The organism is Pseudomonas sp. B21-054, from assembly GCF_026016345.1.
Classification (GTDB): Bacteria; Pseudomonadota; Gammaproteobacteria; order Pseudomonadales; family Pseudomonadaceae; genus Aquipseudomonas.
In genome coordinates this window covers 2,631,050-2,652,706 of record NZ_CP087204.1, presented here as the reverse complement: position 1 = coordinate 2,652,706, position 21,657 = coordinate 2,631,050, and the positions used below count along the sequence as shown (strand labels likewise).

The following is a 21,657-nucleotide window of genomic DNA, read 5'->3' as shown; positions in this document are numbered from 1 at the left end:
TCAGGCCGACCGACGAGCGGCGCCCTCAAGCGGGTGCACCATTAAATATGAAATTCCATATATTCGACTATCCACATATACTCCTGCGCAGCCACCTAGCGCCCAATGGAGCCGATCGATGAAAGTCCTTTTCATGTGCACCGCCAATAGCTGTCGCAGCATTCTCAGCGAAGCGATGTTCAACCATCTGGCCCCGACCGGGTTCGAAGCCGTCAGCGCCGGCAGTTTCCCCAAGGGCCAGGTACTGCCTCGCAGCCTGAGTACGCTGCAGGAGGCCGGTATCGGCATCCAGGGATTGCGCAGCAAGGGCAACGACGCATTCGAAAGCAGTCCGCCGGACATCGTCATCACGGTGTGCGACAACGCCGCCAATGAGGCCTGCCCGGTGTACTTCGGTCCGGCGCTCAAAGCCCATTGGGGCCTGGCAGACCCATCGGACGTCAAAGGCAGCGATGATCAGATCGGCCTGGCTTTCCACAGTACCCTGGATCGTATCGAAACCCGCTGCCGGGCATTCTTCGCCCTGCCCTTCGACCAGCTCGACGCCCAGGCCTTGAAAGCCGAGCTCGATCGCATCGGCACCCTCTGACCCGGAGCCCCCATGAGCGACGACTTACCCAACCTCGATGCAGCCCTGTCCCAGACCATCAGCGGAGTCGCCGACGGTCCGCACAAACCACGCATCCTCTTGCTCTACGGCTCGACCCGTCCTCGTTCGTTCAGCCGTTTGCTGGTGGAGGAAGCGGCGCGACTGCTGGAGCATCTTGGCGCCGAGACGCGCATTTTCAATCCGTCGGGGCTGCCGTTGCCCGATGACGCCCCCAACAGCCACCCCAAGGTTCAGGAGCTGTTGGAAATGATGACGTGGTCCGAAGGCCAGGTGTGGTGTTCCCCCGAGCGGCATGGCTCGATGTCGGCGGTGTTCAAGGCACAGATCGATTGGGTGCCGTTGGCCATGGGCGCGGTGCGCCCGACCCAGGGCAAGACCCTGGCGGTGATGCAGGTGTCCGGGGGTTCGCAGTCGTTCAACACCGTCAATCAGCTGCGCGTGCTGGGCCGCTGGATGCGCATGTTCACCATCCCCAACCAGTCGTCGGTGCCCAAGGCGTTCCTGGAGTTCGACGAGCAGGATCGCATGAAGCCCTCGGCCCTGTACGACCGGGTGGTGGATGTGATGGAAGAACTGGTGAGGTTCACCGTGCTGCTGCGTGACCGGCCGGACCTGGTGGACCGTTACTCCGAACGCAAGGAGTCGGCCGAACAGTTATCCAAGCGGGTCAATCAACGTTCGCTATAAGCCTGTTTCACCGCCTCTATCCAGGCCGGCTCCAGGCGCGACTGGTCGGTGTCCAGGTTCAGCGCTTGCATCTTCGCCAGGTGCTCCTCGGCCTCTCGCGCCAGTGAGCCCTGGGCGCTGGAGTTGGCATCCAGTTGATGCATCTGGGCCAACCCCAGATGATAGAAGCGCAACAGCTTCATGGCGGTGAAGTCCTGGGCCTGCACTCCGGCCTTCACCTGGTGCATCACGTTGGTGATTTTCATCAGGCTGCGCTTGAGCTGCCAGCCGTACACCGCAGCGGCCATCCAGGGTTGCGACCAGAAAGACAGGCGCATCAGCGCAACCATCGCCAGCACCGCGACAATCACCCCACCGAGGTTGAAGCGAAAGTTATCGCCGCCAGGCGTACCGAACAGCATCACCGCCAGGCTGGACAACAGCATCGCCAGGGCCAGGAACGTCACGGCGACGATGAGGGTGCTGCGACGGGTCTGCTGGCGGTAGGTACCGGCATCCCACGGTTTGATCTCGAACATCGCGATGTCATTTCCTTGTGCGGCATAAAAAAGTGTCGCGCATTATCGCCTGCCCGGTGGATTTAGCTATGCTGGGGCTCATTTTGCGCTGTAACCGAGCCGACGGATCCGGATCAAAGTCCATGGCGATACCGCAAGGATCGTGCGATCTTCCTACGTGGACGTATTTTTAAAGATGCCGTGGTTGTGTGCACGGCATCGTTTTCAAGGAAAGCTGAATGACTCAAAGACATGTAATCAACGCTTCTGTAAGCCCCAAGGGCAGCCTGGAGACCTTGTCCCAGCGCGAAGTCCAGCAACTGAGCGAAGCCGGTTCCGGCAGTATCTACACCCTTTTCCGCCAGTGCGCCCTGGCCATCCTCAACACCGGCGCCCATGTTGATAACGCCAAGACCATCCTGGAAGCCTACAAGGACTTCGAGATCCGCATTCACCAGCAGGACCGTGGCGTACGCCTGGAGCTGCTGAACGCGCCGGCCGACGCCTTCGTCGACGGCGAAATGATCGCCAGCACCCGGGAAATGCTGTTCAGCGCCCTGCGCGACATCGTCTACACCGAGAATGAACTGGACAGCCAGCGCATCGACCTCAGCTCATCCCAAGGCATCAGCGACTACGTTTTCCACCTGCTGCGCAACGCCCGCACCTTGCGTCCTGGCGTCGAGCCGAAAATCGTCGTGTGCTGGGGCGGTCACTCGATCAACACCGAAGAATACAAATACACCAAGAAAGTCGGCCACGAACTGGGCTTGCGCAGCCTGGACATCTGCACCGGCTGCGGCCCGGGCGTGATGAAAGGCCCGATGAAAGGCGCCACCATTGCCCACGCCAAGCAGCGTATCCATGGTGGTCGGTACCTGGGCCTGACAGAGCCGGGCATCATCGCCGCCGAAGCGCCGAACCCGATCGTCAATGAGCTGGTGATCCTGCCGGACATCGAGAAGCGCCTGGAAGCCTTCGTGCGTGTCGGCCATGGCATCATCATCTTCCCGGGCGGTGCCGGTACGGCAGAAGAGTTCCTGTACTTGCTGGGCATCCTGATGCACCCGGCCAACCAGGACCTGCCCTTCCCTGTGGTCCTCACCGGACCGAAAAGCGCCGCACCGTACCTCGACCAGTTGCACGCGTTTGTCGGTGCGACCCTGGGCGAGGCGGCGCAGAAGCACTACCAGATCATCATCGACGACCCGGCCGAAGTGGCCCGGCAGATGACCCAGGGGCTCAAGGAGGTCAAGCAATTCCGCCGCGAGCGCAACGACGCCTTCCACTTCAACTGGTTGCTGAAAATCGACGAAGGCTTCCAGCGCCCGTTCGACCCGACCCACGCCAACATGGCCAGCCTGGGCCTGAGTCGCGACCTGCCCGCCCATGAACTGGCCGCCAACCTGCGCCGGGCGTTTTCGGGAATTGTGGCGGGTAACGTCAAGGACAAAGGTATTCGCCTGATCGAGGAACATGGCCCGTACGAGATCCACGGCGACGCCGCCATCATGGAACCTCTCGACCGCCTGCTTCAGGCTTTCGTCGCCCAGCACCGGATGAAACTGCCGGGCGGCGCGGCGTATGTGCCGTGTTATCGCGTGGTGACCTGACTTTATGGGTGGGGTTTATAGGTCGTGTGTATATCCATTTTTTGTGTAACGGCTACCTATGGTTCCGCCGTTACCAAAAAAACGGATATACACACTAACCATAAACCCTAAGCCCCCCAAAACCACGCTCACAAAACCGGGATCAACCGCATCAACCCACCCTCACCCACCTCGACACTCAGCCCAAGATAATCCTTGATCATCGGATGGACGCTGACCAGCGGATGCGTATGGGTCGCCGTCACCACCCTCACATCCGCCCCCGCCGCCTCACCGGCCTGGATGCCTGCCTTGGCGTCTTCAAAGACCAGGCACTCTTGCGCTGCCACATGCAACCGCTCGGCCGCCAGTCGATAGCAAGTGGGATTAGGTTTGCCATCGCTAACATCCTCGGCAGTGACCATTACTCCGGGGCGCGGAATGCCCGCAGCTTCCATACGGCGCAAGGCCAATGCCATGGGCGCCGAGGTGACGATTGCCCATCGCTCTGGCGGCAGGCTTTGCAGAAATGCAGCCGCACCGGGCACTTGCACGACACCTTCGACGTCTTCGATTTCCTCCCGGGTAATCTGCTCGGCTTCGGCCTGGGCATCCACCCCCGGCAGGTGCTGGCGGGCGATGGTGTCGATGGCGCGCACGCCATGGATCGTCGGCAGGAACGTCGCCACGTCCACACCGTGGCGCAGGGCCCAGCGTGTCCAGATCCGCTCGGCGGCGGCGATGGAATTGAGCAACGTGCCGTCCATGTCGAAAAGGAAGGCGCGGTAGGCAATGTTGAGTGAAGGGCTGGCTGGCATCGGATCCTCGGTGACGGGGGACAGGTGACGGCCACTGTAACATCGCCAGGCACCGAACCCTTGTGGGAGCGAGCTTGCTCGCGATAGCGGTGAATCAGCCTGCATCGATGCCGAGTGTGCCGACGCCATCGCGAGCAAGCTCGCTCCCACAGGGACCAGCGGTGGGTCGACTACACCAACCGCTCAATCGGCTGATGCTGCCAGACCAATTTGTAATACAGCGTCTGCAACACCAGCATGCTCAGGTAAGCCACCGGGAACGCCATCCATACCCCTTGCAACCCGAAGTGCGCGTCCAGCAGATACGCCGCCGGCACTTGCACACCGACGATGCAGAAAATCGAAATCGCCACCGGCACCAGCACCGTGCCACTGGCGCGCATGATGCCGCCGACGATGGCCTGGAAGCCGAACACCAGCAGGCTCCAAAGCATGATGTGCAGCAGATGTTCGGCCTGCACTCGCGCTGCCGGATCGGTGATGAACAGTCCCAACAGCCAGTGGGACAACAGGTACCCCAGGAGCACCAGCCCACCGGTGAGCCAGAGGTTGAATGCAAGCCCCGTGCGCAGGATCGGCCCCAGACGCTCCAGCCGGCCGGCACCGATGGCCTGGGCGCCGAGGATCGAGGCGGTGATGGCAATCGACAGCGCCGGAAACTGCACGTAGTTAACGATCTGCGTCACCGCGCCGTAGGCCGCCGTGGCCTGGGAGCCGTGGCGATTGACCAGCGCCAGGATCACCAACTCCGACAACGAGATCACCACCATCTGCAACCCCGTCGGCAGGCCGATGCGCAGCACCTTGCCGAGGATGTCCCTGTCCAGGCGCATCGCCGCGAACAACGCACGGTCTGGCGCCAGGGCATGCTCGCGGCGATTCAGGCGCCACGCCAGCATCAGCATCGCCGACGTCGTCCCCGCCAGCCCCGCCCATGCCGCGCTCTGGATGCCCATCTGCGGCAACCCCAGCCAGCCGCGAATCAACGCCGGCGTGAGCAGCAACCCGATGCTGGTGGACACCAGCAGCGCCAACATCGGTGACACCGTATCGCTCACCCCGCGCAGCAATTGGGTGAACAGCACGAATACCAGCAACATCGGCAGGATCCACAGCATGACCCTGGCATAGGAAACGGCGTCCTCCAGCACGTCGGCCGGCGTGCCGAGCCCTTGCAACGCCTGACGCGCAAAGACACTGCCAAGCACCGCCGCCACCAGGCCAATGATCGCCCCCAGCAACAAGGTCGAACCGGCGATCGCCTTCACCGTGCCGGTTTCGCCGGCACCGTAGGCTTGCCCGATCAACACTCCCGCCCCCGCGCCCAGGCCGATCACCAACGCGATAAAGAAAAACACGATGGGAAACATGCCCGACACCGACGCCAATGCCTGGGTGCCGAGCATCTGGCCGATGTAAATGCTGTTGAACGTGCCGGACATGGACTGCAGGAAGTTGGACAGGACCATGGGAGTCAGGAACAGGAGGTAGGTTTTCCAGAGAGGCTGGGTGGACATGGGCACTCGTGATGGCAGGTTCGAAATCCGATGCAGGGTAATTTAGCTCAATCCTTACATCTGGTTTCAGAAGAATTTGATCGTTCCCACGCTCTGCGTGGGAACGATCAATCATGGGTGGGGCTTATACCTTCGTCGGTCCACCTCGACATTTTCCAGACTGTGTCTAATCTGAAGTAGCACAGTGCCACGCACCGTGTAGGCCAATGCCTACAGCAATTCTGGAATCGGACAGCCGGTCTTAAAGTCCGAACGAGGGGCGCAGATAACCAGTTATTCGCAAATAACCTGTTTGTAACACTGTTCAAGGACCGAACCATGACGTCGTATTCACGCGGTCATTCCTTCCCCAAATCCCAACCACGCCTGCTCTGGAATCCGGTGCTAGTGACCATTGCCGCGGGCGTCGGCGTGCTGGCACTCAACGGTCCGAGTGCGCAAAACATCGGTTTGAGTATCACACTCCTGGCCTTGGGCATCGGTGCCGGCGTATGGAGCGCCCGTTCGCAACGTCACCAGCTTGATGCATCCATCGCCGAGGCCATCGCCCGCAATGAGCTGCACGCCGCCGAACATCCAGGCCACAAGAACAGCGCACAACTCAACGAAGTCATCCTCGGCGCCATGCCGATCTGGGCCAAGCAGGTGGAAAGCTCCCGGCAGCAGACCGAAACCGCGATTGTCTCGCTGACCAGCCGCTTCACCGGCATTTCTTCACGCCTGGAAGACACCGTGCAAGCCTCGCAGCTGGCCGCCGGCGAACTGACCGGCAAAAGCAGTGGTGGCGCGGTGCAGGTGCTGGCCCAGAGCGAAAGTGAACTGGTGCAGGTGATCGATTCCTTGAAGGCCACCCAGGCCAGCCGCGACGAGACGTTGGCCCAGGTCCGCAACCTCACCGCCTACACCGGCGAGCTACGGACCATGGCCGCCGATGTCGCGGCGATTGCCGCGCAGACCAACCTGCTGGCCCTCAACGCCGCCATCGAAGCCGCCCGTGCCGGCGAAGCCGGACGTGGCTTTGCGGTGGTGGCGGACGCGGTGCGCAGCCTGTCGAGCAAGTCCAGCGAGACCGGCCAGCAGATGTCGGCCAAGGTCGACATCATCAACAACGCCATCACCCAATTGGTCCAGGCCGCCTCCAGTGGCGCGGACCAGGACAGCCATTCCGTGGCCGGCTCCGAAGACAGCATCCAGCGCGTGCTGGAGCGTTTCAAGAGCGTCACCGGGCGGCTGGCCGAATCGGCTGACCTGCTGCAACAGGAAAGCTTCGGCATTCGCGACGAACTCACCGAAGTGCTGGTCAGCCTGCAATTCCAGGATCGGGTCAGCCAGATTCTCAGCCACGTGCGCGACAACATCGAGGACCTGCATGTGCACATGCAGCAGGCCAGCCAGTCGCCCGACCAGGCCGTCTCCATCGACGCCCGCCAATGGCTGGCACGCATGGAAACCACTTATGCCACCGACGAGCAACGCCGCAACCACCGCGGCGACTCGGGCGCGCAACAGGTTTCACAGGAAATAACCTTCTTTTAGGAGAGCCACTCATGGCTAAAAGTGTATTGGTTGTCGACGACTCCGCGAGCGTCCGGCAGGTCGTCGGTATCGCGTTGAAAAGTGCCGGCTACGATGTGATCGAGGCCAGCGACGGCAAGGATGCCCTGGGCAAGCTCAATGGACAGAAAGTGCACCTGATCATCAGTGACGTGAACATGCCCAACATGGACGGCATCACCTTCGTCAAGGAGGTCAAGAAGCTCGCCAGCTACAAGTTCACGCCGATCATCATGCTCACCACCGAATCCCAGGAATCGAAGAAACAAGAGGGCCAGGCGGCGGGTGCCAAGGCCTGGGTGGTCAAGCCATTCCAGCCGGCGCAGATGCTGGCGGCGGTGTCCAAACTGATTCTTCCCTGATTGCCGGAGGCTGTGATGCCGTTGCTGTACGAAACATTGGATGACACCGCGCAGGTTCACATCGACGGCGAGCTGACGATCTACACCGCGGCGGACCTGGCAGCGCAGCTGCTGCCGCGCCTGGGGGCGACGCCACATATGGAACTGGATCTTTCGCAGGTCACGGAGATGGACGGCGCCGGCCTGCAACTGCTGATGATGGTCCAGCGCGAGGCCCCCAAGGCAGGTACCCAACTGACGCTGACCGGTTACAGCAACGCCGTCACCGAAACACTTGCCCTGTGCAACCTGGTTGCCTAGAGGCCCCGTAACACGTCGGACACGACAAAGGATATGCGCGTGAGCATCAATCTCGATCAGGCACAACAAACGTTCATTGTCGAGGCACGGGAACAGTTGCAGGCGATGGAAGAATCCCTGCTGCAACTGGAAAGCGACCCCGAAGACGATGATGCCATCGGCGCGATCTTCCGGGCCGCCCACACGATCAAGGGTTCGGCCGGACTGTTCGGCCTGGAACCGATCGTCAGCTTCACCCACATTGTCGAAGACGTGCTCGATCGCCTGCGTGACGGCAGCGTCGCCGTCGACCCGGGCTTGATCGCCGTGTTGCTCAAGTCCGGCGATCACATGCTCGAGCTGATCGACGTGGTCGCCAACCAGGGCTCGACCTTGCAGCCCCCTGCCCTGGCCCGGGAAATGGAGCTGTGTCAGATCCTGCAGGAATATCAGGCACCGCCGACGGCGCCGGACATCCGGCCCACGCAGGCCGCCACAACCCCAGCGACCGAGCCTGGCGAAGCGCGCCTCTGGCACATTTCCCTGCGTTTCGGCCGAGATGTCTTCCGCAACGGCATGGACCCCCTGTCGTTCCTGCGCTACCTGCAAACCCTCGGTGAAATCGTCGAGATCACCACGCTGACCGACACCCTGCCTTCGCTCGAAGAGTGGGATGCCGAGTCCTGCTACCTGGGTTTCGAACTGGACGTCCGTTCGAGCGCCCCTTACGCGGCACTCAACGAAGTGTTCGATTTCGTCCGCGAAGACTGCGCGATCGAAATCTCCGCCGTTGACGAGCCCGCCACGCCAGCCGGCACCCACCTGGTTGCACAAGCGCAAGAAGCCAGTACCGAAAGCACCGCCATGATGACCACCGGCGAGTTGATGGCCGATCAACGCTCGACCCCACGACTGCCCGCCCAAGTAGCGGACAAGGGCGAAAACAAGGCCAAGGACGGCGCCTATGTGCGGGTCAACGCCGACAAGCTGGACGAATTGATCAACCTGGTGGGGGAACTGGTCATCGCCAGTGCCGGGGCCAGCCTGCTGGCACGCACCTGCAATAACGACCCATTGCAGGAGTCCACCTCGACGGTGTCCGCACTGGTGGAGGAAATCCTCGATGGCGCCCTGCGCCTGCGCATGATCCCCATCGGCGAAACCTTCAACCGGTTCCGGCGGGTCGTGCGCGATGTCAGCCAGGAATTGGGCAAGGACATCGACCTGATCATCAGTGGCGCGGAAACCGAGCTGGACAAGACCGTGGTGGAAAAAATCGGCGATCCACTCATGCATTTGCTGCGCAACGCCATGGACCATGGCATCGAAACCGCCGAAGCACGGCTGGCGGCCGGCAAACCGGTCAAGGGCCATCTGCACCTCAACGCCTATCACGACTCCGGCAGCATCGTGCTGGAAATCGCCGACGATGGCGCCGGCCTGAACCGTGACCGGATCCTGGAAAAAGCCCAGGAACGCGGCCTGGTCGCCCCCGGCGCGAGCCCGACCGACCAAGAGATCTACAACCTGATCTTCGAACCCGGGTTCTCCACCGCCCAGGCCGTCACCAATCTTTCGGGACGTGGCGTGGGCATGGACGTGGTCAAGCGCAACATCACCCTGCTGCGCGGCACCGTCGACCTGGACAGCCAACCGGGCAAAGGCACCGTGGTGCGCATCCGGCTGCCGCTGACCCTGGCGATCATCAATGGTTTTCTGGTGGGTATCGACCAGTCCACCTATGTCATTCCGCTGGACATGGTCCAGGAATGCATCGAACTGAGCGAAGACGACGGGGTTGCCAGCCGTGAACAAGGCTACCTCGATCTGCGCGGCGAGGTGCTGCCCCTGGTGTACCTGCGCGATCACTTCAACCACGAAGGCCCGGCCTCGCGCCGGCAGAACGTGGTGGTGGTGCGTTACGCCGAACTCAAGGCAGGGCTGGTGGTGGATGACTTGCTGGGGGAATTCCAGACCGTCATCAAACCCCTTGGCAAGCTGTTCGGCGCACTGCGCGGGATCAGCGGCTCGACCATCCTGGGCAGTGGCGCCGTGGCGTTGATTCTCGACGTACCGGCGCTGCTCAGCCAAATCGTACACATAGAAAACCGCTACACCTCAACTCAATCACAACAAGCCACGGCTCGCTGACGCTTTCGCAATTCCATGGAGAGGTACTTCCCAATGAAATGGTTCTACGATCTTAGAATCGCCACCAAACTGATCACTTCATTTCTTGTGGTGCTGGCGCTGACCGCCGTCATGGGGGTGTTCTCGATCATCCAGCTGGGCCAGGTGAACGGCACCACCGTCGAGATCCGGGAAAACTGGATGCCGTCCATGCGTGCCGCCTCCGGCATGCGCTTCTACGGGGCGAACTATCGTCTCAAGGAAAACCGCCACATTACCGCCGATTCCGAACAGGAACGCGCCATGGTCGAGCAAGAAGCCGAAGACGCCAAAAAGGCCTTTGAAACACGCTTGGCGACCTATGAAAAACTGCTCTCCAGCGCAGAAGACCGCCAGCTGTTCGAAACCACTCGCAATGATTGGGCCGCTTACCTGGCGGTCAGCAAGGACCTGCTGGCACTGTCCCGGCAAAATCTAACGGAGCAAGCCCATGCCCTGCTCAAGGGCGAGTCCAAACATCAATTCGATCTGGTAACCGCCGACCTGCAGAAGTTGGTAGAGCTCAACGATGTCGGAGCCGGCGCGGCCAGCGAACGTGGCGCCACACTGTTTGAACAATCGCGCCTGTCGATCATTGCCGTGCTGGTTGCCGCCCTGCTGGTGGGCCTGGGCCTGGCGCTGTTCATCTCGCGGATCATCTCTCGCCCCTTGAAACAGGCCGCCGCCGTCGCCGAACAATTGGCCGAAGGCAACCTGAACGCGAAAATCGAGGGCGGCTCCAAGGACGAAACCGGCATGGTGCTCAACGCCATGCAAAACATGGTAGGCAAGCTGTCCCATATCATCGGTGAAGTACGCAACGCCGCGGACAACCTGGCCAGCGCCTCGGAAGAAGTCAGCGCCACCGCGCAATCCATGAGCCAGGCCACCAGTGAACAAGCGGCCAGCGTCGAAGAAACCAGCGCTTCCATCGAGCAGATGAGCGCCAGCATCAACCAGAACACCGAGAACGCCAAGGTCACCGACGGCATGGCCAGCAAGGCCGCCAAGGAAGCCACCGACGGCGGCGAATCGGTGCAGCAGACCGTGGTGGCGATGAAGAAAATCGCCCAGCGCATCAGCATCATCGACGACATCGCCTACCAGACCAACCTGTTGGCGCTCAACGCCGCCATTGAAGCCGCCCGCGCCGGGGAACATGGCAAAGGCTTTGCCGTGGTCGCCGCTGAAGTGCGCAAGCTGGCCGAACGCAGCCAAGTCGCGGCCCAGGAAATCGGCGAGCTGTCGTCCAGCAGTGTCGACATGGCCGAGAAGGCCGGGCACTTGCTCAACGAAATGGTCCCGTCCATCAACAAGACCTCGGACCTGGTGCAGGAAATCAGCGCCGCCTCCGAAGAACAGGCCGCTGGTGTCGCGCAGATCAACACCGCCATGACCCAGCTCAACCAGGTGACCCAGCAGAACGCCTCCAGCAGCGAGGAACTGGCCGCCACTGCCGAGGAAATGAGCAGCCAGGCCGAACAACTGCAACAGGCGATGAGTTTCTTCACCCTGGACACGCCGCCCAAATCGGCCAGCCAGCCGCTGCGGGTGGACCATACGCCGGGGCCGTCCAGTCGCAAGCCGGCCCGAGCCGCCGCGCCCGCCGCCCCCAAGGCATTTGCGTACACCATGGCCAGTGCGCCGGACGAATCCGAATTCACCCGGTTCTGACGGTTCGTTCCCACAGGCTCGCTTAAAGGAGATACAGGCATGGGCGCCATCGCGACCACACGTCAAGCCGCCATCGCGGTAGAGGAAGAAGCGCAATTCCTGACGTTTATGCTCGGCACGGAGATGTTTGCCATTGGCATCCTGTGCATCAAGGAAATCATCGAGTACGGCAACCTCACGGTGGTACCGATGATGCCGACCTTCGTGCGCGGGGTGATCAACCTGCGTGGCGCGGTCGTACCGGTGGTGGACCTGTCGGCCCGTTTTGGCCGACAGAACTCGTCAATCACCCGGCGTTCGTGCGTGGTGATCATCGAGGCCAACACCGACGACGGACACGCCCAGGACATTGGCCTGCTGGTAGACACAGTCTCGGCCGTACTGGAAATCCCGGCCTCGCAAATCGAACCGCCGCCGAGTTTCGGGGCGAAGATCCGCGCCGACTTCATCAGCGGCATGGCCAAGGTCGACGGTAAATTCGTGATCGTGCTAGAGGTAGACCGGGTGCTGTCCATCGACGAAATGTCCCAACTTGCCCAGACCAGCCCTGCCGCGCTGGAAGTTGACGCCCTGTGAACGCTGACGCCTGCAAGGAACGCACGGTGAACTCACTGGCACTCACGGATAGAGAGTTCAGCCAATTTCAATCCTGGCTGTACCAGGCCGCGGGCATCAACCTGTCACCGGCCAAGAAAGCCCTGGTGGCCGGGCGTTTGTTCAAGCGCCTCAAGCACTATGAGCTGGGCAGCTACGGTGAGTATTTCAAGCTGATCATGAACGGCCAGCGCACCGATGAGTTGCAGGTGGCGTTGGACCTGCTCACCACCAACGAGACTTACTTTTTCCGCGAGCCCAAGCACTTCGATTTCCTCCGCCAGCATGTGCTGCCCCACGCGACCCCGGGCAAGGTCTTTCGCCTGTGGAGCGCGGCCAGTTCGTCGGGCGAGGAACCCTACAGCCTGGCCATGACCCTGGCCGAAGGGCTGGGCACCACGCCTTGGGAAGTCATCGGTTCGGACATCAGCAGCCAGGTACTGGCCAAGGCCCGCGCCGGACATTACCCGATGGAACGCGCGCGCACCCTACCCCATCCGCTGCTGGTGAAATACTGCCTCAAGGGCACCGGCAGCCAGCAAGGCACGTTCCTCATCGACCGGACGTTGCGCAGCCGGGTCAATTTCGTCCAGGTCAACCTCAACGACACCTTGCCGGAACTGGGGGAGTTCGATGTGATTTTCCTGCGCAACGTGATGATCTATTTCGACCAGCCCACCAAAATCAAAGTGGTCGCCCGATTGCTCCCCCGGCTCAAGTCCGGCGGGTATTTCATCGTCAGCCACTCGGAAAGCCTCAATGGCATATCCGATGCGTTGAAACTGGTGGCCCCTTCGATTTATCGCAAGCCATGAACGCCGCGATAAGGGAAGTGGCCGAGGTGTACCTGGCGCCGGGGGAGTTTCGCTTTGCCACTTGCCCGACCCGCCTGCGCACCATCCTCGGCTCGTGTGTGGCGATCACCCTGTGGCACCCGGTACGCAAGATCGGTGGCATGTGCCATTTCATGTTGCCCAGTCGGGTACGTTGCTCCAAAGCCCTGAACGGCCTGTACGCCGATGAAGCCATTGAACTGTTCATCCGCCAGGCCAAGGCCCATCACACCGAGCCCGAGGACTACCAACTCAAGCTGTTCGGCGGCGGCGAAATGTTCCCCGAACTGCAACGCCATGTGCCCTACGGCGATGTGGCGCGGTTGAACGTCAATGCGGCGCTGGAAATCGCCGCCCTCTACCGCCTGGACCTGATCGCCCAGGACATGGGCAGCACCGGCCACCGAAGCATCATCTTCGACCTTTGCAGCGGCGATGTATGGGTCAGGCACCAACCAATAAGGACCCGGCATTAACCATGTCAAAAAAGATAAATGTACTGCTGGTGGATGACTCCGCGGTGGTTCGCCAGGTGTTGTTGGCGATCCTCAGCGACACGCCGGACATCCATGTCATGGGCGCTGCCTCCGATCCGATCTTTGCCATGGATAAACTCGCCCGCGAATGGCCCGATGTGATCGTGCTGGACGTGGAAATGCCGCGCATGGATGGCATCACCTTCCTGAAAAAAATCATGAGCGAGCGTCCCACCCCGGTGGTGATCTGCTCGTCCCTGACCCCCAAGGGCGCGGAAACCACGTTGCAGGCGATGGCTGCCGGCGCGGTGGAGATCATCACCAAGCCCACCACCGGGCTGAAGAACTTCCTGTTGGAGTCGGCGCCGGAACTGGTCTCGGCGATCCGCGCCGCGGCCCAGGTCAATGTCCGTAACCTGGGCAAGCGCCCTGCCCCCACTCCGCTGACGCCAGCCACCAAACTGACTGCCGACGCCATGCTGCCGGCCGCCAACGGCCACGCCATGGCACAGACCACCGAACGCATCGTCGCCCTCGGTACCTCCACCGGCGGCACCCAGGCCCTGGAAGCAGTGCTCACCGCGCTGCCACGGGTGTGCCCGGGCATCGTCATCGTCCAGCACATGCCGGAAAAATTTACCGCCTCGTTCGCCGCCCGGCTCAACAGCCTGTGCCAGATCGAAGTACGCGAAGCCCGCAACAACGACCGCATCCACCCAGGCCTGGCGCTCATCGCCCCCGGCGGCAAACACATGATGGTGACCCGCAGCGGCGCGTTCTATCACGTGCAAGTGGTGGACGGCCCGCTGGTCAACCGCCATCGCCCTTCGGTGGACGTGCTGTTCCGCTCAGTGGCCAAATTCGCCGGCCGCAACGCCACCGGCATCATCATGACCGGCATGGGCGACGACGGCGCCCGCGGCCTGAAGGAAATGCTCGACGCCGGCAGCAGCACCGTGGCCCAGGACGAAGCCAGCTGCGTGGTCTTCGGCATGCCCAAGGAAGCAATCAAACTCAACGCCGCGCAGCGGGTCATGGGCTTGCAGGAGATTGCCCAGGTGATTTTGCATCGGTAGCGTGGACTGGCACACGGCGCGGTGAACTGGCTCTCGAATCAGTGTCAGCCTTGAACAACTCTCCAAGCTGACCGAAGGCTTTTGTGGCGAGTGGATTTATCCCCGTTGGACCGCGTAGCGGTCCCATTCGGTGTATCAGATAAAATCAGTTCGCTTTCTTGGGGTTGCTGCGCAACCCAGCGGGGATAAATCCCCTCGCCACAGGGGTATCCTGGCCCCTCAGTGCTCCTTGACCAACTGCTTGAGCCGGCTCGCTTCAGGCTTTTTTGCGAAGACCTTCTGCGGCAGTAACAGCCACGCCAGTGCCGGCAGCAGGATCAAGGCACCCAGCATGTTCACCAGAAACATAAAGGCCAGCAGGATGCCCATGTCGGCCTGGAACTTGATTGGCGAGAAGGCCCAGGTCGAGACCGCCACCGCCAGCGTCATGCCGGTCAGCAACACCACCTTGCCGGTGAACAGCAGCGATTGATAATAGGCCTGGGCCAAGGTATCGCCAGCGCGCATCCGCGCCAGGATCACGCTCAATACATAGAGTGCATAGTCGATGCCGATGCCCACGCCGAGGGCAATCACCGGCAGTGTCGCGACTTTTACCCCCATGCCCAAGGCGACCATCAGCGCCTCGCAAAGAATCGAAGTGAGCATTAGCGGTAGCACCGCGCAGAGGGTGGCGCGCCAACTGCGGAAGGTCACCAGGCACAACAGGCTGACCGCGCCATACACCCAGAACAGCATTTCGCGCATGGATTTCTTCACCACGATGTTCGTCGCGGCCTCGATCCCGGCGCTGCCGGCGGCCAGCATGAACTTGACCTCCGGAACCTGGTGTTCGGCGATGAACTGTTCGCTGGCCTCCACCACCCGGTTCAGGGTATCGGCCTTGTGGTCAGCCAGGTAAACGTACAGCGACAACATCGAGCAGCCCTGATTGAACAGCTCTCGCGGCGCGCGGGTTTGGACCGCGCCCAACGCGCCGTCATTGGGGATCAGTTCGAACCATTTGAAGCTGCCCTCGTTGTAACCGACCGTGGCCATCTTGCTCAGCGCCGCCATGGAAGTGGTCGACTCCACCCCCGGCAGTTGCTCCAGGCGCCAGGCCAGCGCGTCCACCGCCGACAGGCTGGCGTAGCGGGTGCATTGGTCTTCCGGGGTCTTGATCATCACCACGAAGATGTCCGAGCTGGCCGCATAGTTACGCGTCATGAACAATGCATCGCGGTTGTAGCGCGAATCAGACCGCAACTCCGGGGCACCGGGATCCAGATCGCCGATCTTCAGATGCAGGCTCACGGCAAAACCGAACGCGGCCAGCAACAGCCCTCCGAGCATGGCACCGATAGCCCAGCGTCGTTGGGTGAACAGATCGAGAAAACGCCACAAGGGATGCTTGGTCCGGGCCTGCAACTCGGCGGTTTCCGAACGCAGGCTGCGTTGTGCCGCCGCCGGGCTGACACCGATGTAGCTGAGCAGGATCGGCAGCAGAATCAGGTTGGTGAAGATCAACACCGCCACGCCGAGGCTGGCGGTGACCGCCAAGTCCTGGATGACGCGGATATTGATCAACAGCAACACCGCGAACCCCACCGCATCGCAGAGCAACGCGGTCATGCCCGCGGCGAACAGCCGGCGGAAGGTGTACCGCGCAGCCACCACCCGGTGGGTACCGCGACCGACATCCTGCATGATGCCGTTCATCTTCTGCGCGCCATGGCTCATGCCGATGGCGAACACCAGAAACGGCACCAGTGCCGAATAGGGGTCCAGTTCGTAACCGAGGATGGCGAGCAAACCCAGCTGCCACAGCACCGCCACCAACGAACAGGTGACCACCACCAGGGTACTGCGTGCGCAGCGGGTGTAGCCATAAAGCACCACCACGGTCACCAACACCGCCACCACGAAGAACAACAGCACCTGGGTCAGCCCTTCGATGAGGTCGCCGACGATCTTGGTGAAACCGGTGATATGAATCCGCAGGTCATCGGTCTGGTACTTGTCGCGCAAGGCTTCGAGTTGCCGGGAAAAATCACCGTAGTCCAAGGCCTTGCCAGTTTGCGGATTGATCTCCAGCAAAGGCACGAAGATCACACTGGACATGAAGTTGCCCGCCACCAACTGACCGACTTCGCCAGAACGGGCGACGTTGGTGCGCACCTGCTCGAGACTGGCCGCAGAACCGTCGTAGTCGTCCGGGATCACCGTCCCGCCATCGAGGCCCTCTTCCGTCACTGCGGTCCAACGGGTCGTTGGGGTCCACAATGACTTCATGTAGGGTCGATCGACACCCGGCAGCAAATAGAGCTCATCGTTGAGCTTGGCCAGGGTGTCGAGATAATCCTTGGTAAAGATGCTGCCCTGCCGGACCTCCACGGCGATACGCAATGAGTTGCCCAGGCCACTCAGCTCACTGCGATTGTCCAGGAAGTTGGCCACATAAGGGTGGCCGGTCGGGATGGTTTTCTCATAACTGGCGTTGATGCCGATGCGCGTGGCCTGCCAGCCGAGCAACAAGGTCACCAGCAGACACAGCAGGATCACCAGCGGTCGATGGTTGAAGATCGCCCGCTCGGCGAAGTTGCCCGAAGCCTGGTCGAAATCCGCCAGGCGGCCGATCACGGTTTGAGTTTTATCGTCTTTCAAGTCTGACTCCTGCTGCACGGGCCATGGCCCGATAGTGCTACACCGTGAAATTTCAAGGTTTTCCGGATATCCGTGGGTCCTGGTCAGCGGCCACGCCGGACAAGCCGACGCTGGCCAGGCTGCCCTCAACGGTCTGTTGCACGGCGGCAATCGTCCCGCCAGCGCGACTCTGACGTTTGTCGAAGCTGCGGCCCTGGTCGTGGCTGAACAGAAGCTCACCGTTCTGGCTGGCCATCAGCAAGCTGCCGTCGCGCAGTTCGACGGCGCTCGCCAGGGTCGATTCGATGCCGGTATCAAGGCGACGCCAACTGTCGCCACGGTCATCGGACCACCAGGCGTTGCCACGCAAACCATAGGTAATCAAGGCGCCGCTGCGGGTGCCAAGCAAGCCGAAGAAGCTGCCTTCATAAGGTGATTTCAAGGCCTGGAAGGACTGCCCCGCATCGCGGGAGCGCAACAACAGGCCCCGCTCCCCCACGATCAGCAAGTCATGTCCCAGGGCACGGATGCCATACAGATTCAGGCCCTGTGGGTTGTCCACATGCTGCATCCACGGTTGCCAATTCTTGCCTCCGTCCTCGGTGCGGTAGATCTGGTTGTAGGCGCCGACAATGTAGCCGTGCAGCCGATCACTGAAGTACAGGTCGAGAAACGGCTTGTCCGGCCCATCGCTCAGTAAAAGCTGCGCCTTGCGCAGGTGGTCGGCGCCGTCCGGTTGCCCCGCATCCCGCTGCGCGGCGCGGACCGCCAGCGCCGCGGCCATCTGCCCGTCGAGTTGTTTGTGCCAGGTTTCCCCGCCGTCCTCGCTGTGCAACACCACCCCCAGATGCCCCACCGCCCAGCCCTGCTCGGCATCGACGAATTGCACCGCCGTCAGGCTGACGCTGACCGGCACGCGGGCCTGGCGCCAGGTCGTGCCCGAATCGTCCGAGAGCAACACGATGCCGCGCTCGCCAACTGCCACCAGACGCTCCCCGGCCCGGGTCAAGCCAAGCAACACCGCACGCGGTGCCTTGGCCGTCGGCAATGCCGATTGCTGGAGCGCGGCGAACGTCGTGGTCGGTGCCGCGATGGCGCTATTGGCCAACAGGCACGACACCAGGACACAGGCTCCCCAGCGCCGGGCAAAACTCGCAAAGCATTGTTCAACGTTCATGTCTTATCCCACTTCGAGAATCGCCAGCATCCGCGACGAGCCTCTCACTCGCCGCGGTGCTCCAGGGTTCAACGCATGTTTTCGTTCGCCATGGCATCCGGGGTGTAGAAGGACGCCGAAGGTGTGGCGATCTTCTGGTACTGGACCGCCAGATCGTTGCTTGAAGCGTTGAGGAAGTAAGCGCCGGTATCGAGGTTGTAGCTGCCCCACATGACCTGGGACGTGAGGGCCGGCATGTCCGGTGCCAACAGCGTCAGCGAATACATCTGCCGTCCCAGTTTGCCTTGGGCGTCATAGCCGTCGACCAACAGGATCTGCCAGGAGTCTTCGTCCACGTAGTAGGTCCGATGCGGGACCACATGGCGCTTGCCGGATTTGAGCGTGGCCTCGACCACCCAGACCCGATGCTTCTCCCAACGCACCAGGTCAGGGTTGAGGAAGTTCGGCTTGACCAGCTCGTCGCTCTTGACCAGGCCGGCGCGATTATTGTTGTAGGGAACGATCAGTTCTTTCTTGCCCGCCAGCTTCAGGTCGTAGCGGTCGGTGGGGCCGAACAGCATGAACGCCTCGTCGAACAGACCGACGCCAGAGGTGACGAAGTCCGGCGTGTCGTAAGCGATGTTCGGCGCCCGACGCACTCGGCGCTGGCCGACCAGGTACTGCCAGGCCGCACGATTGGCCGGGTCCATGTCCCAGTGGGTCATCAGGCCTTCACCGGCCTTGGAGGACGGCAGTTCGGTCAGCAGTTTGCCGACCTGATACTTGCCAGCGAAATTTTCCAGGCTGCCGCTTTCGGCGTAGTAGGGAAACCGATAGCTGAACAGGGCGCGGGTCGCCTGGACCTTCTTGCCACCGGCGGTCATCAGCCAGGTATCGAACGGCGCACTGATGGTCTCGGCCCCCTGCCAGGACAAGCGATAGTTCCACAACACTTGCGCGCCGTTCTCCGGGATCGGAAACGGAATGCCGCCGAAGGCACCGCTGACCTTCTCGGTCTCGACGTCCAGCGTGGCGCGGCCGGCATTCTTGGCGGTGTTGTCATACACCCATTGCGGTGCGGCCGCCGAGCGGTGCGTGGGGTACACGTCCAGTCGGTAGTCCGGGTATTTCTTCAGCAGAAGCTTGGTGCCTTCCGCCAGTTGGCCGGCGTACTGCTCCATGTTCGAAGCCTTGATCGAGTACAGCGGCTTGTCGCCGGCAAACGGATCGGGACGCTTATCGCCCGGTTTGTAGCCCGCCACGACCTTGGTGTAGCCACCGTCCCAGGCCGGGATACTGCCATCGGCGTTACCGGCGCGCTCGGCGCCGAAGGGCGTGAGTTCAGACTTCAAGCGTGCCACCTGTTCCGGCGGCACCGCCGCCTGGGCCAGGCTCACGCCGGCCAGGGCCAGTGTCAGGAGGCAGGTGTTGAGTAATGTGTTGTTCTGCATGGCGAATCCACCTTATTAGAATGAGGTTTTCACGTAGAGCGAGACAAAGTCGCGATCGGCCAGCGACTGTCCGTAACTGAAGTTGCCGTCCTCGCGCAGCCCGGCTTTCGGCGCGCCGAAGAAGTTCACGTAGTTCAGGCCGACGTCCCAACGCTGCAAATAGGTCGCCTTGACCCCGACGCTCCAGTCACCGGAGTGGGTGTTGCCGAAGCCTGCCTTGCTGACGGCCGAAGAACGCCCATCGAGTACCACGCCCATGCCGATCGGCACGGTCAGGTCGATGCCGTCGATCACCTGGAAGTACGCCGGTTCCAGCAGTACCCGCAACGCCGTGGCATCGCGGGTGGTGTTGGAATCCAGGGCCGCCGCGTTCTTGGTCACGCTCAAGGTGCGGTTCCAGGCCAGTTCGGCCAGCGCGGAACCGCCGTCCCAGAACGAGGTGGGCGACAACAGGTAAATCGCCGAGAGGTTGGCGTGGGCGGTCTTGCCTCGGGCAAACAGCTCATTGTCACCGCCATCGACATCCTGGCCGGGCGCAACCACTTGCAGATTGCTGACCAGCGGCGCGTTCCAGCGCACGGAGGTTTCACCGGCGAAGTTGAACGGCCCATGGGCGGTGGAGAAGCTGACGCCGGCGGTCTTGATGTCTTCGGCGTAGACCTGGCGATAGGAACCCAGGATCGGCAGCCCGGTGGCCGCAGAGGCCGCGCCGTCGAGGTAGGCGTACAGGCCACTCGGGGCTTTGTCGTGGTACTGCGCGGCGTAGAAACCCAGCTCCAGTTCGGTCCCGTCAGGCTTGTAGCGGATCTGCATACCGCCCTGCCCCGAATTGCGCGGCTTCAAGTCACCGGCATTGACGGTGTCGTTGCCAAACACTTCGCGCAACGGCCCGCTGCCGTAGCCAATGGCATCGACATCACTCAGGTAGCTGCCGGCACCGGGGACGTTGGAGCGCTCCCACTCGAACTGATAGTAAGCCCCCACCGACAACTGCGGATTGATCTGCAACTGCCCGGAAATCTGATTGACCGGACGCAGGATCTCCTTGAACTGGGTCCCCGGCACGCTGAGCAACTTGACCACATCGCTCGGCCCCTGGGCGTTGGCGATACCGTTGCCGCCGTAGAACAGGCTTTCACCGTAGATGAGGCTGTGCCGGCCCACGCGCACCACGCCCTGGGAGTCTTCGCCAAGGTCGCCGCGCAGGAACACAAAGGCGTCGAGAATTTCCGCGTCACGGCCGTGGAGCTTGCGGGTTTCGCTGAGGAAGTGGGGCTGCTCGCTGCTGTCGGTGTCCTTGTTGTAGATATCGTCGTACCAGGCCGCGCCGCTCACGCGCAGCCCGTAGTTCTTCTGGCTGAGGTCCATTTCGGAGAACAGGTCCAGGCGATTGGAGACCAGGCCGCGACTGAAATTCTTGTCGCCCTGGCTCTGGATCGAAGGGTACAGGCCGTTGGCAGTCGACGCGTTGGTCAGCCGGCTGTCCTGCTCCTGCAGGCGCCAGGCCTGGCTGTACTTGATGGTGTTGTCCCAACGCAGTTTCCAGTCGGTATCCCCCAGGTCCATTTGCATGGCCTGGACGCTTTCCACCATTGCCCCTGCGCTGCATAACGCCACGAACAGGGCGCAATGCCTGAAGCCTGAGTACTGTTTAACGTTGTCCATGGAAGCTCCTCATTATTTTTATTTT

19 protein-coding genes are annotated in these 21,657 nt (G+C 61.8%); 12 read left to right on the top strand and 7 right to left on the bottom strand.

Annotation, left to right across the window (positions count from 1 at the left end):
- Positions 1-118 precede the first annotated feature (118 nt).
- Positions 119-589, top strand: coding sequence for an arsenate reductase ArsC (locus tag LOY70_RS11995; protein WP_265036890.1), 471 nt, complete (start codon positions 119-121; stop codon positions 587-589).
- A 12-nt stretch (positions 590-601) separates the two neighbouring features.
- On the top strand, positions 602-1,297 hold the full coding sequence (gene arsH, locus LOY70_RS11990; protein ID WP_265036888.1) for an arsenical resistance protein ArsH: 696 nt from the start codon (positions 602-604) through the stop codon (positions 1,295-1,297).
- Here arsH and LOY70_RS11985 read toward each other — a convergent pair.
- Positions 1,282-1,815 (bottom strand): DUF3087 domain-containing protein, encoded by a 534-nt coding sequence (locus tag LOY70_RS11985; RefSeq protein ID WP_265036886.1) that lies wholly within the window; start codon positions 1,813-1,815, stop codon positions 1,282-1,284. The genes arsH and LOY70_RS11985 overlap by 16 nt on opposite strands.
- A 218-nt stretch (positions 1,816-2,033) precedes the next feature.
- Here LOY70_RS11985 and ppnN point away from each other — a divergent pair, with 218 nt between their 5' ends.
- Positions 2,034-3,407 carry a nucleotide 5'-monophosphate nucleosidase PpnN gene (gene ppnN, locus LOY70_RS11980; protein WP_025213122.1) on the top strand — a complete coding sequence of 458 codons (1,374 nt, stop codon included), beginning with the start codon at positions 2,034-2,036 and terminating at the stop codon, positions 3,405-3,407.
- A gap of 128 nt (positions 3,408-3,535) precedes the next feature.
- Here ppnN and LOY70_RS11975 read toward each other — a convergent pair whose 3' ends face one another.
- Together LOY70_RS11975 and LOY70_RS11970 are read right to left on the bottom strand one after the other, a co-directional pair.
- On the bottom strand, positions 3,536-4,204 hold the full coding sequence (locus LOY70_RS11975; protein WP_265036882.1) for an HAD family hydrolase: 669 nt from the start codon (positions 4,202-4,204) through the stop codon (positions 3,536-3,538).
- Between the two features lie 170 nt (positions 4,205-4,374).
- Positions 4,375-5,721, bottom strand: a complete 1,347-nt coding sequence (locus tag LOY70_RS11970; protein ID WP_265036880.1) for an MATE family efflux transporter — start codon at positions 5,719-5,721, stop codon at positions 4,375-4,377.
- A gap of 318 nt (positions 5,722-6,039) precedes the next feature.
- Here LOY70_RS11970 and LOY70_RS11965 point away from each other — a divergent pair, with 318 nt between their 5' ends.
- From LOY70_RS11965 to LOY70_RS11925, 9 genes are read left to right on the top strand one after another with little or no spacing between them, the layout of a single operon-like run.
- Complete coding sequence (locus LOY70_RS11965; RefSeq protein WP_265036878.1) at positions 6,040-7,257, top strand: methyl-accepting chemotaxis protein; 1,218 nt, start codon at positions 6,040-6,042, stop codon at positions 7,255-7,257.
- 11 nt (positions 7,258-7,268) lie between these two features.
- Complete coding sequence (locus LOY70_RS11960; protein WP_003203044.1) at positions 7,269-7,637, top strand: response regulator; 369 nt, start codon at positions 7,269-7,271, stop codon at positions 7,635-7,637.
- A gap of 15 nt (positions 7,638-7,652) precedes the next feature.
- Positions 7,653-7,937: a lipid asymmetry maintenance protein MlaB gene (locus tag LOY70_RS11955; RefSeq protein ID WP_265036876.1), complete on the top strand. Its 285-nt coding sequence runs from the start codon at positions 7,653-7,655 to the stop codon at positions 7,935-7,937.
- 39 nt (positions 7,938-7,976) lie between these two features.
- Positions 7,977-10,067 carry a chemotaxis protein CheA gene (locus LOY70_RS11950; RefSeq protein ID WP_265036874.1) on the top strand — a complete coding sequence of 697 codons (2,091 nt, stop codon included), beginning with the start codon at positions 7,977-7,979 and terminating at the stop codon, positions 10,065-10,067.
- Positions 10,068-10,100: 33 nt separating this feature from the next.
- The gene (locus LOY70_RS11945) at positions 10,101-11,759 is read left to right on the top strand and encodes a methyl-accepting chemotaxis protein (protein WP_265036872.1); all 1,659 of its coding nucleotides are present in this window, start codon (positions 10,101-10,103) and stop codon (positions 11,757-11,759) included.
- Between the two features lie 39 nt (positions 11,760-11,798).
- Positions 11,799-12,335, top strand: a complete 537-nt coding sequence (locus tag LOY70_RS11940; RefSeq protein ID WP_265036870.1) for a chemotaxis protein CheW — start codon at positions 11,799-11,801, stop codon at positions 12,333-12,335.
- Positions 12,332-13,168, top strand: a complete 837-nt coding sequence (locus LOY70_RS11935; protein ID WP_185045795.1) for a CheR family methyltransferase — start codon at positions 12,332-12,334, stop codon at positions 13,166-13,168. The genes LOY70_RS11940 and LOY70_RS11935 overlap by 4 nt, the downstream gene beginning before the upstream one ends.
- Entirely contained in the window at positions 13,165-13,662 is a 498-nt protein-coding gene (gene cheD / locus LOY70_RS11930; RefSeq protein WP_265036868.1) for a chemoreceptor glutamine deamidase CheD, read from the top strand. Before LOY70_RS11935 ends, cheD begins: the two co-directional genes overlap by 4 nt.
- A 2-nt stretch (positions 13,663-13,664) precedes the next feature.
- Complete coding sequence (locus LOY70_RS11925) at positions 13,665-14,738, top strand: protein-glutamate methylesterase/protein-glutamine glutaminase (RefSeq protein WP_123341562.1); 1,074 nt, start codon at positions 13,665-13,667, stop codon at positions 14,736-14,738.
- Between the two features lie 219 nt (positions 14,739-14,957).
- Here LOY70_RS11925 and LOY70_RS11920 read toward each other — a convergent pair whose 3' ends face one another.
- The 4 genes from LOY70_RS11920 to LOY70_RS11905 all read right to left on the bottom strand — a co-directional run bounded on the left by LOY70_RS11920 (position 14,958) and on the right by LOY70_RS11905 (position 21,632).
- Complete coding sequence (locus tag LOY70_RS11920; protein WP_265036864.1) at positions 14,958-17,381, bottom strand: efflux RND transporter permease subunit; 2,424 nt, start codon at positions 17,379-17,381, stop codon at positions 14,958-14,960.
- A 52-nt stretch (positions 17,382-17,433) separates the two neighbouring features.
- Entirely contained in the window at positions 17,434-18,537 is a 1,104-nt protein-coding gene (locus LOY70_RS11915) for a WD40/YVTN/BNR-like repeat-containing protein (protein WP_265036862.1), read from the bottom strand.
- Between the two features lie 68 nt (positions 18,538-18,605).
- Entirely contained in the window at positions 18,606-19,967 is a 1,362-nt protein-coding gene (locus tag LOY70_RS11910) for a DUF1329 domain-containing protein (protein WP_265036860.1), read from the bottom strand.
- Between the two features lie 15 nt (positions 19,968-19,982).
- Positions 19,983-21,632: a DUF1302 domain-containing protein gene (locus tag LOY70_RS11905; RefSeq protein WP_265036858.1), complete on the bottom strand. Its 1,650-nt coding sequence runs from the start codon at positions 21,630-21,632 to the stop codon at positions 19,983-19,985.
- Positions 21,633-21,657 lie beyond the last annotated feature (25 nt).